The organism is Sphingobium sp. LF-16, assembly GCF_003711185.1.
GTDB classification, from domain to species: domain Bacteria; phylum Pseudomonadota; class Alphaproteobacteria; order Sphingomonadales; family Sphingomonadaceae; genus Sphingobium; species Sphingobium yanoikuyae_A.
Window position 1 is genome coordinate 119,123 of the sequence record NZ_CP029335.1, and the last position, 16,946, is coordinate 136,068.

At 62.7% G+C, this 16,946-nt stretch carries 11 protein-coding genes, 1 tRNA gene and 1 pseudogene; 8 read left to right on the forward strand and 5 right to left on the reverse strand.

The annotated features are described in order from the left end of the window. Nucleotides 1-11: 11 nt before the first annotated feature. Together DIZ22_RS00620 and DIZ22_RS00625 are read right to left on the reverse strand one after the other, a co-directional pair. Entirely contained in the window at nt 12-4,673 is a 4,662-nt protein-coding gene (locus DIZ22_RS00620) for an NAD-glutamate dehydrogenase domain-containing protein (RefSeq protein ID WP_048938351.1), read from the reverse strand. Nucleotides 4,674-5,005: 332 nt separating this feature from the next. Beyond that, entirely contained in the window at nt 5,006-6,280 is a 1,275-nt protein-coding gene (locus DIZ22_RS00625; RefSeq protein WP_048938350.1) for a hypothetical protein, read from the reverse strand. Nucleotides 6,281-6,484: 204 nt separating this feature from the next. On the opposite strand from DIZ22_RS00625, the gene DIZ22_RS00630 reads away from it, so the two are divergent. Continuing rightward, nucleotides 6,485-6,560 (forward strand) — tRNA-Thr (locus tag DIZ22_RS00630). Nucleotides 6,561-6,722: 162 nt separating this feature from the next. Then, the gene (locus tag DIZ22_RS22430) at nt 6,723-6,902 is read left to right on the forward strand and encodes an Arm DNA-binding domain-containing protein (protein WP_346427714.1); all 180 of its coding nucleotides are present in this window, start codon (nt 6,723-6,725) and stop codon (nt 6,900-6,902) included. Here the strand turns inward: DIZ22_RS22430 and DIZ22_RS00640 are convergent. Beyond that, nucleotides 6,871-7,631 (reverse strand): IS5 family transposase gene (locus DIZ22_RS00640; protein WP_107917612.1). Its coding sequence is split into 2 segments (ribosomal slippage): nt 6,871-7,295 and nt 7,295-7,631, totalling 762 coding nucleotides; the frame shifts between segments, so codons are not numbered across the junction. The two genes, DIZ22_RS22430 and DIZ22_RS00640, sit on opposite strands and share 32 nt — an antisense overlap. Before the next feature lie 387 nt (nt 7,632-8,018). On the opposite strand from DIZ22_RS00640, the gene DIZ22_RS00645 reads away from it, so the two are divergent. Continuing rightward, on the forward strand, nt 8,019-8,726 hold the full coding sequence (locus DIZ22_RS00645) for a site-specific integrase (RefSeq protein ID WP_346427736.1): 708 nt from the start codon (nt 8,019-8,021) through the stop codon (nt 8,724-8,726). A gap of 154 nt (nt 8,727-8,880) precedes the next feature. Here the strand turns inward: DIZ22_RS00645 and DIZ22_RS00650 are convergent, their stop codons facing one another. After that, nucleotides 8,881-10,056 (reverse strand): LacI family DNA-binding transcriptional regulator, encoded by a 1,176-nt coding sequence (locus tag DIZ22_RS00650; protein ID WP_199909679.1) that lies wholly within the window; start codon nt 10,054-10,056, stop codon nt 8,881-8,883. Here DIZ22_RS00650 and DIZ22_RS00655 point away from each other — a divergent pair. The 4 genes from DIZ22_RS00655 to DIZ22_RS00670 all read left to right on the forward strand — a co-directional run bounded on the left by DIZ22_RS00655 (nt 10,055) and on the right by DIZ22_RS00670 (nt 15,710). Continuing rightward, nucleotides 10,055-11,017, forward strand: a complete 963-nt coding sequence (locus tag DIZ22_RS00655) for a dihydrodipicolinate synthase family protein (protein ID WP_107917661.1) — start codon at nt 10,055-10,057, stop codon at nt 11,015-11,017. The genes DIZ22_RS00650 and DIZ22_RS00655 overlap by 2 nt on opposite strands. A 198-nt stretch (nt 11,018-11,215) precedes the next feature. Beyond that, entirely contained in the window at nt 11,216-12,628 is a 1,413-nt protein-coding gene (locus DIZ22_RS00660) for an MFS transporter (protein ID WP_199909678.1), read from the forward strand. A gap of 243 nt (nt 12,629-12,871) precedes the next feature. Further along, entirely contained in the window at nt 12,872-14,194 is a 1,323-nt protein-coding gene (locus DIZ22_RS00665) for a carbohydrate porin (protein WP_048939601.1), read from the forward strand. Between the two features lie 220 nt (nt 14,195-14,414). Then, nucleotides 14,415-15,710 (forward strand): acetamidase/formamidase family protein, encoded by a 1,296-nt coding sequence (locus DIZ22_RS00670; RefSeq protein WP_053094361.1) that lies wholly within the window; start codon nt 14,415-14,417, stop codon nt 15,708-15,710. Between the two features lie 342 nt (nt 15,711-16,052). Here DIZ22_RS00670 and DIZ22_RS00675 read toward each other — a convergent pair whose 3' ends face one another. Then, on the reverse strand, nt 16,053-16,352 hold the full coding sequence (locus tag DIZ22_RS00675) for a DUF1905 domain-containing protein (protein ID WP_276309024.1): 300 nt from the start codon (nt 16,350-16,352) through the stop codon (nt 16,053-16,055). A 117-nt stretch (nt 16,353-16,469) separates the two neighbouring features. Here DIZ22_RS00675 and DIZ22_RS00680 point away from each other — a divergent pair. Then, nucleotides 16,470-16,927: pseudogene (locus tag DIZ22_RS00680) on the forward strand (IS5 family transposase). Nucleotides 16,928-16,946 lie beyond the last annotated feature (19 nt).

Here is a 16,946-nt window from a genome sequence, read left to right on the forward strand (position 1 = left end):
GGGCGATGGCCTCAGCGGCCGAGCAGGCCGCGGGCCTGGCCGGCGATTTCCGCGAGCATCGCGACATTGGGCGATGCCGCTGCCTTGGCGCGCTGCACCAGGGCGCGGAACTGCTGGATGCGCGCACCGCGCTCGATCAGCCATTTCTCGACATGGTCGGACACATCCTTGCCCTTGCCCTGGGCCAGGAAGTCGAGCCGCACCTGCTGCATGTCGCGCGCGACGCCGGAGATGAGCAGGCGCTCCCACGGATCGGTCGGTTCCATGCGGGCGGCGGCCGACTGGACCCAGTCGATGCCGACAGCCTCGCCCAGATGGGTGAAGGCGCGGGTCAGCGCGATCTCGTCCATCTTCAGGCGACCGGCGAGCGCGGCGATGCCGACCGCGCCGTCCAGCTTGAACAGGCCGGCGGTGCGCACGGCCAGCATGTCCGGCGCGCCGAGCGAGAGCAGGCGATCGGTGACGGCCGTGACGCGACGCAGGGCTTCGCTGGTGAGCAGGTCATCGACCTGGTTGGCGAGCGTTTCGACGCCCTTGGCCAGGATCGCATGTCCGGCGTCCGGCAGGGTGCCGGCCGGCACGCTGCGCAGGATATCGGCGATCTGCGCGCGCATGCCGCTGGCGATGTCGCCGAACAGGGCCAGGCGGGCGGCTTCCGACATGTCGGCCGCGTCGATATCCGCCCACAGGGTGCGGATGTCGTAGAGGCGTTCCGCAATCAGGAAGGCGCTGGCGAGATCGGCGAGCGAGCAGCCCTCTTCCTCGGCCAGTTCAAACGGATGGATGATGCCGAGGCGGTTGACGATGCGGTTCGCAACCTTGGTGGCGATGATCTCCTTCTTGAGCGCATGGGCCGCGATCGCATCGGCTTCCTTCTCCTGCATGGCGGCAGGGAAGGCGGCGGCCAGTTCCGCGCCCATGCTGGGATCGGTGGCAAGGTCGCCATGTTCGATCGCGTCCTGCAGCGCCAGCTTGGCGGTGGAGAGCAGCACGGCGAGTTCGGGGCGGGTGAGGCCCTGGCCATCCTGACCACGCCGCAGCAACTGGTCATTGGCGGCCAGCCCCTCGACCTGGCGGTCGAGACGGCCGGTTTCCTCGAACGTCTCGATCAGCCGGACATAGGAGGCAAGGTCCGCCGCGCCGCCGCTTTCGGCGATCGACAGGCCGAGCGCCTGAAGCCGGTTATCCTCCAGCACGATCGCGCCGACCGCATCGGTCATGCTTTCGAGCAGGGCATTGCGCTTGTCGAAGGGCAGGCGGCCTTCCGCCATTTCCTTGTTCAGCGCGATCTTGATGTTGACCTCATTATCCGAGCAGTCGACGCCGGCACTATTGTCGATGAAGTCGGTGTTGATCCGCCCGCCATGGAGCGAGAAGGCGATGCGCCCGGCCTGCGTGGTGCCAAGGTTCGCGCCTTCGCCCACCACCTTGACGCGCAGCTGTTCGGCATTGACGCGCAGCCGGTCATTGGCCGGGTCGCCGACATCGCCATGGCTCTGCGCGGCGGCCTTCACATAGGTGCCGATGCCGCCGAACCACAGCAGGTCGTTGGGGCTCTTGAGGATGGCGGAGATGAGCGCGGTCGGCTCCATCTCGCTCTCGGTCACGCCCAGGATTTCCTGAACCTGCGGGGTGAGCGGGATCTTCTTGAGGCTGCGGGCGAACACGCCGCCGCCCTCGGAGATCAGGCCCTTGTCATAATCCTCCCAGCTGGAGCGGGGCAGGGCGAACATGCGGTTGCGCTCTTCCCAGCTCTTGGCCGGATCGGGATTGGGGTCGAGGAAGATATGGCGATGGTCGAAGGCGGCGACCAGCTTGATCGCCTTGCTGAGCAGCATGCCGTTGCCGAACACGTCGCCCGACATGTCGCCACAGCCCACGACCTTGACCGGTTCGCTCTGCACATCGACGCCCATTTCGGCGAAGTGACGCTGGACGCTGATCCAGGCGCCCTTGGCGGTGATGCCCATCGCCTTGTGGTCATAGCCGTTGGAGCCGCCGCTGGCGAAGGCGTCGCCCAGCCAGAAGTCCCGCTCCAGCGCGATCGCATTGGCGACGTCGCTGAAGGTCGCGGTGCCCTTGTCGGCGGCGACCACGAAATAGGGATCGTCGCCATCGCGCACCACCACCTGGGCGGGGTGCTTCACCTTGTTCTTCACGATATTGTCGGTGATCGACAGCAAGGTGCGGATGAAGATGCGATAGCTTTCCGTGCCTTCGGCGAACCAGGCATCACGGTCGACCTGCGGATTGGGCAGTTGCTTGGGGTAGAAGCCGCCCTTCGCGCCGGTCGGCACGATGACAGCGTTCTTGACACGTTGCGCCTTCATCAGGCCCAGGATTTCGGTGCGGAAATCGTCGCGGCGGTCGGACCAGCGCAGGCCGCCACGGGCGACCGGGCCGGCGCGCAGATGGATGCCCTCGACGCGCGGGCTGTAGACCCAGATTTCCCGCCAGGGCAGCGGCGCCGGCAGGCCGGGGACGAGGGCGCTGTCGATCTTGAACGCCAGCGCCTCGGCCGCAGCCGGGGCATAGAAGTTGGTGCGCAGCGTCGCGGTGATGACGGCGCGGATCAGGCGCAGCACGCGATCCTCGTCGATCGAGCTGACCTGTTCCAGGCCCGCGTCGATCTCCGCCTGGATGGCGGTCGCCTTGTCGCTGCCGTCCTGCGCGGCGGGATCGTGCAGCGCTTCGAACAGGGCGACAAGATTGCGGGCGACGCCCTGTTCACGACGCAGCGTGTCGGCGAAGGTCGCCATGCCAAAGGCGGTGCCGGTCTGGCGCAGATAGCGGAACAGCGCGCGGAACAGCACCACCGCGCGCGGCGCGAAGCCGGCGGTGACGATCAGTTCGTTGAACCTGTCATTTTCGGCGACGCCTTCGATCACCTGGGCGATCGCCTCGGTCACCACTTCGGCGCGGTCGACCACTGCCTGGGCATCGCCGCCGGCCGGCAGTTCCAGCACGAAACGCTGGACATGGCCGAGTGTGCCGCCGTCGATCGCCGTGGTCATCTCGTCGATCACGCGGAAACCGAAATTCTCGAAGGCGGGGACGACTTCGGACAGGGCGATGGCGTCATGGCTGTAGAGCTTGAGGCGCAGCCGTTCGGCGCTGTCTTCCGGATTGCGATAGATGCGGATCGACTTGTCGCCCGGACCCGACAGGCCGTGGATCAGGCGGATATCGACCGCCGCCTCGACCGGGCCGGCGCCGTTGCGATAGGCCATCGGGAAGCCGGGGGCGAAGCGCTGGGCCAGCGCCGCGGCGCGGCCGGCTTCCTCGCTTTCGGCCAGCGCTTCCTCGACGGCGGGCAGCCAGCCGCGCACCATCTGCTTGAGCTGGCGATCGAGCGCGGCATCATCGGGCACCACGCCGCCGTCGCGCAGGTCGAGGGTGATGCGCAGCAGCGCCAGGCCGCCTTCCTCCAGCGCGATCGACCAGCTCAATACCGGGCCATTCGCTGCCTTGGCCAGCATGTCCTGGATCGCGACGCGGCGCGCAGTCGACAGTTCGTCGCGCGGCAGCCAGACAAAGGCATAGAGGTGACGGGCGAGCGCGCTGGTGGCCAGCACCAGCTTGGGGCGCGGCCGGTCGGTCAGCGACATGAAGGTCAGCGCCAGATGCTCCAGCGTGTCGCGCTCGAAGCCGATCAATATGTCATGCGGCAGGGTGGTGAGCGCATGAGCCAGCGTCTTGCCGGCATGGCCGGCCGGATCGAAGCCATATTTGTCCATCAGCGCCGACAGGGCCGAGCGCAGCAGCGGCACCTTTTCCGGCGAGGCGGCGAGCGCCGCGCTGGTCCACATGCCGGCGTGGATCGACAGGCCGGTGACGCTCTTGCCCTCGCGCACCGGCAGGATGATGAGATCCAGCAGCACGCCACGGTGAACGCGCGAGAGGATGTTGGACTTGATGATGAGCGGGCTGCGCTTGCCTTCCTCGAACCAGGTGAAGGCGGCCTCGCGCGAGGCCGGCGCGATCATCGGCTTGTCGCGCAGCGCGCAGATGCCAAGCCGCTCTTCCGAGGTGCCGACCCGGCTGCACAGTTCATGGCCGATCTGGGTGAAATGCCCCGCGAGGAACCAGCGCAGCAGCGCGGCGCCTTCATCGTCGGTGACGGCATTGGCGTCGGCCGACATGGCTTCCTGCATGCGCGGCCAGTCGCGCACGGCGACGCGGACGTCGGCCAGCGTGTCTTCCAGCGCCTTTTCGAGCGCGCGGCGGGCCTTTGCGTCGGCACGGTCGGCCTCGATATAGATCATCGATTCCCGCAGCGCGCCCGGCGCATCATCGTCCAGGATCGCGGACAGGGTGCCATCAGCGCCGCGCGATATCGACAGGACGGGGTGCAGCAGCCGGTGGATGCTGATGTCGGCCGCCGCGAGCGTGGTGGCGATCGAATCGACCAGGAAGGGCATGTCGTCGTTGATCAGCGCGATCCGCATGAAGCGGCCGGTGGCGCCTTCGCCCAGCGTCTCGATCGCGATACCGGGCTGGCCGGCCTTGCGCGCATTGGCGGTGCGGCCAAGGAACGCGGCGGCGGCAGCGATCGCCGCCTGATCAAATCCCTCGCTCTCGCCGGGCAGGGCGCCCTTTGCCAGGACGCCTTCCAGCGCCGCGCGAACAGTTGAATCGACTTCCTTGATATTGGGATCAGCCAGCGCCGTCATTCGCCTACCTCTTAGCCGCGGGGAAATGTCCCGCCGTTGCCGAAACGGAGGAGGCGCTGGAACACCGCCAGACGACTCCTTGTCCTAGGGGCATCTATATGCCCCTCTCACCGGATCGTCTCAAGTATTGGTCGAAATAAAATTTCGCGCGCGTGAAATATTATGATGCAGCGCAGCATGGTCGGGCCGCCCGTTACTGGCGGATATCGATGTCCGGAAGGCATGGCCCGAAGAGTGGGCATGTCCCTATGCACTTGGAAAGCCGCGATGTCACCCCAAGATGGCGCGTTTGCGGCACGGCTGGGAGTGAGGGCCGGCGCCGAGGCAAGATCTCAGTCGGCGGCGGCCAGGATCACGCGCTGGCCGAGGTCCGACCCTTCCGGCAGCGCGCCGACGATCGCCAGCGTGCCATCGGCCTCGCGCCGGGCGACGACGACGGCCAGACCATCATTGTCGGTGGCGACGGCCAGCGGATCGAGCGCGGTGGCGCATTTCATCGTGTCGCGGGCGGTCTGGCGCTTGTCGGGGCGGGCGGGCATGTCCGCCCGGCGGGCGGCACGCTCGTCGCGGACCAGGGCCTTGAGGCCACCATCATAACCGGCCAGATAGGCGGCGAAGCTGCCGACCGACAGGCGGGCGGTCGCGGCATGATCGAGCGCGGTTGCATATTCGGTGATGCGCGTCTTGTCATAGGTGGCGCCGAAGACCAGCTTGATGACGGCGGTCATCGGGCTGCGCGCCTGCGCCTTGATGCCATAATCTTCCAGCAGTTCGGCATATTCCTCGGCCGAACGGCGGGTCACCAGCGCGAAATCATAGGCAAGGCCGATCGCGCGATAGAGGGCGGCGTGGCTGCGCGCCTCGCTGGTGCGGGCCTTTTCCGCGCCTTCGCGGGCGAGCGCCAGCCAGTCGGCAAGCGGCGCATCCTCGGTCGGCATCTCCATGCCGGCCAGGTCCAGCACGTCGTCATCCTCGTCCGCGCCCGGACCATCGGCCCAGATCGGCGCATCGCTGCGCGCCGGGGGATTGTGCAGCAAATTGGTGTCGACCTCGCGCTCGATCGCGACCGACAAAGCGTGGCTGGCCATTTCCTTCCAGTTGATCACGCCGAACACGAAGTCGATCGAATCGCCCTGCGCGGAAAAGGGCATCAGGATGCCGCGATAGAGAATCTCGCGGCCGCGCTGGTTGATGAACTCCGCCTCGAATCCGATCGGCGCGGCGTTGGCGATGATCTGGAGATAATGATCGGTCAGGCGCGACAGCAGCGAACGTGGCGGGACATCGCCGATATGGCCGATCGGCCCCTCGATCTCGCATTCCTCGCGCAGTGCCGTGCCGAGATAGACGATTGCGGGATTCTCGATGCCGGCGGTGAAATCGAGCAGCACGCTATAGGGACCGAAATCGTCCAATCGATCGGGCGAAAGATCCTCGATCAGGGGCAGGGCGCGATCACCCAGCAGCGACGCCCAATAATTATAGGCGCGCACCTGCATGCGCCGTTCCTCATATCCCACGGCGAGCGGACGGTCGATCGCGGCATCACCGGGATATTCGAAATCGTCCTGGTCGTTGGCGACGTCATGCCCCCGCAGAATGTCCATCCGGTCGGTCCTTGGAACAGAGAATAAGCGACTTTGCGCAAGGCTGTGCCATGGGGATGGTAAACATGCCGTAAATTCGCGCGCAAAAGCGGATGGATGGCGCGCAATATCGGTCGATTGTGCGACGAGGACGGGGCAGGGGGCAAGAAAGTGCATTTGGGCGCTTGTCCAATCGCCCGACCGCTGTTATCTGCCCGCGCCAGTGCCGCTTTAGCTCAGTTGGTAGAGCATCGCATTCGTAATGCGAGGGTCACGTGTTCGAGTCACGTAAGCGGCACCAGGCCTTCTTCCCATAACGTCCAAAAACGTTGATTTTCTGCGGGTTCCGAGAGATTCTATCTTTCTCGGTGGTCTCGCTTTGTTCCAAGAAATGCCCCCAGATTTCGTTAAATTGGGGGCAGAGTTGGGGGCACTGCGGTGGGAAAAAGAGGAATGCCCCCAAATGGCTCTCAAAGCCGCAGAAATCCGTGCTTTTCCGGCACTCGTCTCAGCTTATCGCAAAACAGACGAAAAAGGACTCTATCTTGAGATTCGCCCCAATGGCGCGAAGCGATGGTTTTTCAAATATCGTGTACTAGCGCGTAGACTCATTACGCACTGCACCAGATGCGCACGCAGATGAGCTTGATGGCTGCGAGGAAGTTGGCAGGGTCTTTGTCATAGCGGGTGGCGATGCCCCGGAACTGCTTGATGCGGTTGAAGAATCGTTCGACGAGGTTTCGCTGTTTGTAGAGCCACGGCGAGAAGGCGAAGGGTTGCTTGCGGTTGGATCGATTGGGAATGTTGGCCCAAACGTTTCTGGCAGCAGCGGCCTGACGGATGGCGTTGCTGTCATATCCTTTGTCCCCCAGCAGGGTTGCGCCCTCGGGAATGGCCTCAATCAGCGCTTCGGCTTCACAGGCATCATGGACTTGCCCGCCGGTCAGTCTCAGGCCGACAGGGCGTCCGTCAGCATCGACAAGAGCATGGAGTTTGCTGGTGAGACCGCCCCGGGAACGTCCCATGCCACGATCGCAGCTTCCCCCTTTTTGCCCGTCGCACCATTCTGGTGGACGCGCATGCAGGTGGAATCGATCATCACCAGTTCACCATTATATCCGGCGGAAACCGCTGCCAGAAGCCGGTCCCAGACCCCGGCTTTGCGCCAGCGGACAAACCGGTTGTAGCAGGTCGTCGAGGGGCCGTAGCGCTCGGGCACTTCGGCCCACGTCGCTCCTGAGCGAAAGCGCCACATAATCCCGTTGAGAACCCGGCGATCATCCACCCGCGCCACGCCCCGTGGTTTGTTGGGCAGCAACGGCTCGATAATCGCCCATTCCCGATCTGTCAGTTCGTACCGCCGCCGTGCCATCAAGCCCTCCAACTCTCGAGGCCTCTGAATCACGTCAATCGCCAATCCTCAAGGCTTTTATGAGTTTACGGCCTAGGAAGCGAGAAGCGCCTCACGCTTGGAGACTGGCCTGAAGTTTCGCTAGTCCAGGCGCGCGAACTGCGGGACGAAGCGCGGCGGGCTGTGAGAGAGGGGGGCGACCCGCTACATGAGCGCAAGCGGGAAAAGACGATGGCAAGGCTTGCTGCTGGGAACAGCTTCCAGTCGGTCGCCGAAGATTTCATCGAGGTGAAATTCGTGGGCGGGCAAAAGGCGGCCGCAACAATCGAGAAGGCACGCTGGTACCTCTCTCATTTAACTGATCCGATCGGTGGACGGCCGGTCAGCGAAATCGAGCCAGCCGAACTGATGGTCGTTTTGAAGAAGATCGAAAAGGCCGGTAAACGGGAGACTGCGGTTCGCACGCGCGCCTTCGCCAGCCGTGTGTTTCGTCACGGTGTCGCGATGTCGCTTTGCAAGTCGGACCCGGCTGCCTTGCTGGGCGACGCTTTGATGTCACCGATCGTCACGCATCGAGCTGCCATATTGGAACCGCGCAAGCTTGGCGCGCTGTTGCGGGCAATTGACGATTACGGCGGTAGCGAGAGCGTCAAGATCGCGATGCAACTTTTGCCGCATGTCTTCGTGCGGCCAGGGGAGTTGCGCCTCGCCAAATGGAAGGAGATCGACTGGGACGAGAAGATATGGCGCATTCCTGCAGAGCGCACAAAGCTTCGTCGACCACACAGTGTCCCTCTGTCAGTACAATCGCTTGCTCTCTTCAATGAATTGCGGCGCCACACCGGATGGATGGACTGGATGTTCCCTGGAGAGCGGAGCCATCTCAAGCCGATGTGCGAGAATGCGATCAACACCGCCTTCCGCAGAATGGGGTTCGATCGTGAGACGGTGACGGCCCATGGCTTCAGAGCCACGGCTAGCACTCTGCTAAACGAGAGTGGGAAGTGGCATCCTGACGCGATCGAACGCGCATTGGCGCACGGGCATAGCAATGCTGTGCGTGGTGCATACGCAAGGGGCCAGCATTGGGATGAGCGGGTCCAAATGTCTCAGTGATGGAGTGACTATCTGGATGAGCATAAGGAAGGGGCGTGTGTCGTGCCTTTGGCCGTTAGGAAGTGCGCGGGGTGATCGGTTGGTCGTGCGGTCGTCATCGACCCATTTCTGCCGTTCAGGGTCCAATTCTTAATTCCCCATTCCGGACAGGCAGCTATTCTGCGACCCGACCAGAAGACCGGCGTGGGATCAGTGTTGGCGCCACGAGCATTGTGGCCGAATTGCCTGCCGCTAGTGGCGTATCCAGTAGCTCAAGCGCCGCTGCCGCGATCTGATCAAACGGGACCCGCATCGTCGTGAGCGGCGTCGGCAAATGGCTGACGATCGGGATATCATTGTAGCCAACGAGCGAGATGTCGCCGGGCACCGTGATCCCCATATTGGTGAGCTTCGAGAGTGCGCCGATGGCGGTATTGTCGTTCACTGCAAATATGGCGGTGGGGCGCTGATCCAGAGCCATGATTGCTTCAGCCGCTTCTGCCCCAGCCTCGATGCTGAAGCTGGATTCCATGATGAGCGATGGATCGAGGGCGATCGATGCTTCTTCCAACGCCTGTTTGTAACCAGCCAATCGCTCCCGGCTGCTTGAAGCAAAGGAGGGACCAGCGATGATGGCGATCCGCTGATGTCCAAGATCGATAAGATGCCGGGTCGCGAGATAGCCCCCAAGTCGATCATCGCCGATCGCTGACGGGCTGTGGCCATCCGTGCGCAACGCCAGGACATGCGGCACACCCCGCCTTTCGAGCTTGTCGGGCAGATCGTCACCGGTGCGCGCCGTGGCCAGAATCAGGCCATCGACCCCACGCTGGATCAGGGTCTCAGCTGCCCGCTCATCGGCATCGATATTGTCGTCGGTCGTCGCGACGAGCGCGATCCGCCCGTTCTTTGCGCAGGCCTTGGCGATCGCTTCGTACAGCATCGCCATGACCGTGTCGGTCAGGCGCGGGACGATCACGCCGATCGCCATCGTCTTGCCCCGCCGCAGGCTCGAAGCGGAAATATCACGGATATAGCCAAGATCGGCCGCCACCTGCCGCACCCGGCGCGCGGTGTCGTTGTCAGACTGGGGTAGCCGTTCATCGAGAATGCGCGATACCGTCGATTTCGACACGCCCGCCGCCGCGGCAACATCGTGCAGCGTGACCCGGCCGCCGCGCCCTTCCAAATCCCTGCTCATTCCTGCCATTCCGCCTTGATATCGCTCGCTCTCTTCACCGTTCCGATAGCCTGCTTTGCACCTTGCCGCAAAATCCACCTTGACACCAGCGCAGATTCGAAACGATAACGGGAACGTTCCCAGCAACGTTTTCATATAGGAGAGTTTCATGAGCCTTTACGATCCTGCGCCCAACAAGCGTCCTGCCCCCGCCAATGTCATGGACCTGCGCGGTCTCAATCCGGCGCCCGTCACCGTGTTCGACAGCGAAGGCAAGGTGGACTGGGCGGCCAATGCCGACCTCGCCAAATGGCTGGCCGGCAAAGAAGGCGTGAAGAGCCTCGTCATCCTGGGCCATGCCGGGGAAGGCACTTTCCTCACCACCGAGGAGCAGGTCCGCCTGATCGAAGTCTATGTCGAGGCGCTGGACGGCAAGATCCCCGTCATCGCCGGCATCACCGGTGAAGGAACCGAGGTCGCTGCCAAGGAAGCCAAGCGTGCGGCCGACGCCGGAGCGATCGGCGCGCTGGTCTATCCCTCGCATGGCTGGCTGCGCTTTGGCTATCAGGACGGTGCCCCGCAGGATCGCTATAAGGCGATCTACGAGGAATCGGGCCTGCAGTGCATCCTGTTCCAATATCCCGACGCCACCAAGGCGACCTACAACCTCAAGACCCAGCTCGAAATCGCAGCGCAGCCGGGCGTCGTCGCCACCAAGAATGGCGTACGGAGCATGAAGCGCTGGGACACGGAAATTCCCGTCCTGCGCAAGGAATTCCCGGACCTGCAGATCCTGACCTGCCATGACGAATATCTGCTGCACACTATGTTCGACGTCGACGGCGCGCTGGTCGGCTATGGCAATATCGCGCCTGAACTGCTGTTCGCGCTGATCCAGGCGGGCAAAGCCGGGGATTATGCCAAGGCCCGTGCCATCCATGACCAGCTGCTGCCGGTGACGAAGAATGTCTATCACCGTGGCTCGCACATGGAGGGCACCGTCGCGCTCAAGATCGCGCTGCGCGCTCGTGGCGTGCTGAAGAACGCCACCGTGCGGTCGCCGCTGATCGACCTGTCGAGCCAGGCCGAACAGGAAATCGAAGCTGCGATGAAGGAAGCCGGCATCGTCTGAAGCTGCCGCTGGACGTCCTTTCGGTCCGGGGCGGGCCGACTGAAATGGAAGGAAGTCGTTTCGCCCCGGCCGAAAGGCCATATCACGGCATAGGCGCGCGCCGCCCTCAGGGGCGGACCGCCTATCGCCATCAACCCAACAGAACAGACGCGCGGGCTTTCCAAGGCCCGGATAAGCGCGCAAATGGGAGAGGCTCAGATGAATGCTTCGATTGCATCTACCATGACGGCCGATCGCACTGGCGCGACAGCCATTGCCAGCGACAGCGGTGCAGCGCTGATCGCGCGACTTGAGCGCCTGCCGGTAACCCGCCCCGTGCTATGGGCACGCGGCTGCGTCGGCATGGCCACCTTCTTCGACGGATACACCACGATCGCGCTCGCCTATGCGATGCCGATCCTGGCCAAGGAATGGGATCTCGCTCCGTCGATGACGGCGGCAATCATCTCTTCAGGCTATCTGGGGCAATTGATCGGCGCGATCTTCTTTGGTTGGCTGGCCGAACGGATCGGGCGCCTGCCGGTACTGGCTATCGCTATCGGCATTTTCGCGGCGATGAGTGCGGCCTGCATCTTCGCCTGGGGGCCGCAGTCGTTGATCCTGTTCCGGTTCCTGCAGGGGATAGGCACGGGCGGTGAGGTTCCGGTCGCCAGCGCTTATGTCAATGAGCTGTCCGGCGCCAAGAAGCGCGGGCGTTTCTTCCTGCTTTACGAACTCCTGTTTCTGGTCGGCCTGACCGCCGCCGGCGCAATCGGTTATATCATGGTGCCCAGCCTTGGCTGGCAGTCTATGTTCATCGTCGGCATGGTGCCGGTGGCGCTGGTGATCCCGCTGCGTTTCTTCCTGTCGGAGAGTCCGCGCTGGCTAATCAATCGCGGCCGCTTCGCTGAAGCCGACAAGGTGATCCGCCGTCTGGAGGATAGCGCCATTCGCCATGGTCAGCCGCTGCCCGAACCGCGCCCGGCAACCGCCATTTTGGTGCAGGCCAAGCCGGCCGGTTCTGTCCGCGAGATGTTCGGCCCGCTTTATGGCCCGCGTACGCTTTTGCTCTGGGGCATGTGGTTTGGCGCCTATATGATCAACAACGGCCTGCTGACCTGGCTGCCAACCCTCTACCGCACGGTGTTTGATCTGCCAATCGATCAGGCCATCGGCTATGGCTTTGCCATGACCGGGGTTGCGCTGGTCGCATCCTTCATTTGCGCCCTGACGATTGACCGGGTCGGTCGCCGTCGCTGGTACACCGGCGCGCTGCTGTTCGCCGCCGTACCGCTGACGGCTCTTTATCTGCTCGGCGCATCGACGCCACTGATGGTCTTTGCCCTGGCAACGCCGGCCTTTGCGGCGCTCCAGACCGTTACCTATTCGCTCTACCTCTATTCGGGTGAGCTCTATCCGACCCGATTGCGGTCGCTGGGGGCTGGGCTGGGATCAGCATGGTTGCGCGCAGGATCGATCGCGGGGCCCTGGGTGATCGGCCTCGTCATGTCGGGCGGTTCGATCGCCCCCGTATTTCTGGCCTTCGCTGCGGTCGCTGTCCTGACCGGCTGTGCGGTGCTGCGCTGGGCACCGGAGACCAGCGGCAAGTCTTTGGAAGAGCTCTCTCCCTGAGCGTCTCTGTCTCGCCGCTGGCGCCCTGACGCGCCGGCGGCCCTTTTCCCGTCACATCAGGGCACGCGCGCGAAGATTGCCGGTCCGTCGAGAGGATGTTCCATGGCCTACAGGTTCCTGGCATGCGCCCTTGCAGCGCTACCCTTTACATCTCCGTCTTGCGCCCATGCACAGATCGTCACAGTCCCGACCGATCGGCAGACGCGGGAGCAGACTATGCTCCCGCCGCCCGTAGTAACGACAATGGCATCGGCCAATTATCCCAAACCGCAGGTCCAGTTCCCACAAGTTCCCTTGCCCGAGGGCAAGTCTCTGACCGGACCTCTCGCCCCGCTCGGCCGATCGCTGGCCGACAAGGGCATCTATCTTCGGTTCCTGGCGGTCGACGAATTTGCCGGCAGCGTCAGCGGTGGACAGGAGCGCGGCGTCGGCAACTCCTATGCCCTGCCGTTCGGCACCGATCTAGACCTTGATCGGATGATCGGTCTCAAGGGCAGCTTCATCCATGTGTCGATGAATGTCTCGAAGGGCACGTCGCTCTCCGCAGATCATGCCGGTAATGCGATCAGCTTCCAGACACGTTACAAGGCCTTCCAGAATTTGCGGCTGGCCGCGCTCGCGGTCGAGCAGAATCTGTTCGACGGCAAGCTCAACATTTCAGGTGGGCGCGTGTCGCCGCTGACCTATTTCAACCAGTCCAACATCTATTGCACCTTCCAGAATAATTCGGTCTGCTTCAACCCGGCGGTCGTGCCGATCCAGGACCGGGCGCTCGGCTTCTTTCCCTATGGCACCTGGGGTGGCCGGATAAAGCTGGCGCCGGCCAAAGGTATCTATGTCCAGGCCGGGCTGTTCGAAGCCAATCCCTCGCTCAATCCAACCAACGGGTTCGACTGGTCGACCCAGGGATCGACCGGGCATCAGACCGCGGTGGAGCTGGGCTTCCAGTCTGCCTCGCCCAAGGCGCACTATCCCTGGCACCTGCGCATTGGCGGCTATCACAACACGTCGGATGTTGCGGATCCCTATCTCAACAGCGATCATCAACCTCGCCTTACCGCTGGGGGGACTCCGCTCCAGCATGATGGCCAGGCCGGCTGGTACGTCATGGGCGACGCTGTCACGGGCCACCTCCATGGCGACGTCAAACGGCCGGTGACGGTGTTTGGCGGAATGATCGGTTCGACGGAAAACTATGTCCCGTTCAAGGGACAGGCGATTGCCGGTGTCATCGTCACTGGCCCGCTTGCCGGACGCCCGCGCGATACGCTTGGCCTCGTAGGCAGCTATATCCGGATCGGCGACCGGCAGATCGATTATCTTCAGGCGTCCCGTATCGCAGCCGGCGGCACCGACCGCGTTCGCCGAGGAGAGGCGATCTTCGAACTCAACTATGGCATGGCGGTCGGCCGCAATGTGCGGATCAGCCCCAATATCCAATATGTCGTCAATCCCGACAATTTCCTGCAGCCGCGCGCCAGAAAACAATCAGGCGACATATTGGCCTTCGGCTTGCGCATCTCGGTCGATATCGCGGGTTTGCTGGGCATGCCTGCAATGAAATGACGCCCCTTCCCGGTCACTCAGTCGCGATTTTTCGTCTAACATTTCCTGTCGGTCTGCTTTTGCGTTGTTCTCGATCATATTGCTGATGGCCGGCATGTGGATTTTGAGCGTCAGGAAGGAGGAGAACGTCGATCGCCTTTCCATAACCAACTCTTCGACCAACAGCATTGCCAGCGCTCATCAATTGACTACATCTGTAGTCAATTGATGAGGAGGGGTTATGTTGCGTACCGTGATAGCCGCTGGCGCGTTGTGCATGCTGACGACAGTGGCGTCGGCCTCGCCCAAGATGAATGGCCAGTGGGTGTTGGTGGTCGATCGATGGGGAAATCCGGAGTATTCGACACTCAACCTGTCGATCCTGCAGGATGCGGTTTCCGGCGACTGGGACGGCGATCGTGTAGCAGGGACGATTGCTGGCAAGGCTTTGCATTTTTCGGTGACCGACAAGCGCGGAGCCGAATATCGGTTCGAGGCGCGTCTCGAAAAAGGCCGGCTGTCTGGTACCGCCAATTACCCTGATAATAATTTCCCGGATAGGCGGCAGACATTTGCCTTTTCCGCCAGACCAGTGCCCGAGCGTCCGACGGCTCAGCCGCGCGTGATAGAATATGCCCCGCAATCCTTTGCAAACAGCTTCTCGGCTGACCGCGATCCGGTCCTGACGATCTGGCCTGGCGATATCGTTCGAACCTCGACAATCGATTCCGGCGGCATTGATGCAAATGGCGTCACGCGCGCATTGTTCGGCAATCCGCAGACTGGCCCCTTCTTTGTTGCGGGAGCACAGCAAGGCGACACGCTCGCGATACACATCCGCAAGCTGACGCCCAATCGAGATTGGGCAGAGAGCCTCGACACGATCGTGACACGCGTACTGGGGGCGGGCTTGAGTGCAAAAGCGTCCGATCTTGGCCGGCCAGTGCGATGGCGCCTCGATCGGGAGAGCGGATTTGCAACGCTCGAGGAGCCTGGAGATCGATTGAAAGACTATCGCGTCCCATTGCGACCAATGCTCGGCGGCGTCGGCCTGGCGAGTGGCTTTGCTTCGCCTCCACTCTCGACAGGGGATACCGGTCGTGCAGGCGGCAACATGGACTTTCCCGAGGTGGTTGCGGGCAACACCGTCTTTTTGCCAGTACAGCAACCCGGCGCGTTGCTGTATCTGGGTGACGCACACGCGCTCCAAGGGGACGGCGAAACCTCCCAATATGCGCTCGAAACGTCGATGGACGGCGAATTCTCGGTCGAGATCATCAAGGGAAGCGCGATCATGATGCCAAGGGTCGAATCGCCAGATGCAATCATGGCATTGGGGCAGGCCGGCTCGCTCGACGAAGCCACGAGGGCCGCAACCACAGGTTTGATACAATGGCTGCAGCAGGATTATGGGTTGAGCCTGTCCGACGCGGCAAAGGTGTTGGGAAGCGCAGTGCGCTATTCAATCCCGAACCTCGCAGGCCGAAGTGTTGGCGTGGCTGCGCGCATCGACAAGGCGTTGCTTCCGGCTCGATAGCAACCAGCTGCAGGAACGGCTTCTTAGCGAGCCACGGCGCATAACCGCCGTCGCAGCTGTGGCCGTTCACGATCCACCTATGTTGAAGCCAAGATCGATCGGTCGGCGGCGCAGCGCGCATCGGCTGACAATGACAGCGCGCCCGCATTCTCCTTCTGCCACTGTCGATTGAAATGATTGACCTTGCGGATGAGGCACAGTGGTTCAGCCTTGGACGCATAGCAGTCGTTTCTGGGGGCGACCCACGCCGGACGCTCCGAGCCAAATTTTCGATCCCCAGCAGCGGACGTTCCGCTTTCCTGACAGCTCCCGACCAACTTCCCTCAGGCCGAGCGCTCATTTCTAGCGTGATGGTCCCTTGGATAGGGTAATACGAACCGTGATAACGTCACCATCCGCCAGCTTTTCTGCTTTTCTCACGCTCGCCTTGATGGGCAGCATGTAGCCCTGGATGGCCTTGCTCGGAAAAACCGATGTGCGCCAATACGTTTTGCCGATGCCGGCCTCTACGTAGACCGATCCCCAAGCCGCTGATTGGCCCGACGATGCTACACGAATGGCTTCGGCGACCTCGCCGTCGATCGTTAGAAAATGCCACGACATCGATGAAGGCTGACCATCCTTGCCTTTCCCGCGCCACAACCAGATAGGGCCGACATGCTCCCAAGCTGTTTCGTCAGGTGAGACGTCTCCGCCTAGGGTCAGGACCCATTGATATAGGCGTTGCGATCTGATTCATGCTCCGTGAGGAGACTGGAATTGAGTGACCTGTATTGGCTGACGGACGACCAGATGGCGCGGCTTGAGCCGTATTTCCCCAAGAGCCATGGCAAGCCCCGGGTTGATGATCGACGGGTGTTGAGCGGGATCATCTTTGTGAACCGTAACGGGCTGCGCTGGCGGGATGCACCGAAGGATTATGGTCCGCACAAGACGCTCTACAATCGCTGGAAGCGGTGGAGCGATAAGGGCGTGTTCCTGCGGATGATGGAAGGTTTGGCTGCGCCTCAGTCTTCCGAACGCAAGACGGTGATGATCGACGCGACCTATCTTAAGGCGCACCGCACGGCATCAAGCCTGCGGGTAAAAAAGGGGATGCTGGCCGCCTGATCGGACGCCTCAAGGATTGGCGCCGGGTTGCTACCCGCTACGATCGATGCCCGACAGCCTTCTTCTCCGCCATCGCCCCCGCTGCCACCGTCATCTTTTGGCTTTGATCAACGAGTCCTGACCCAA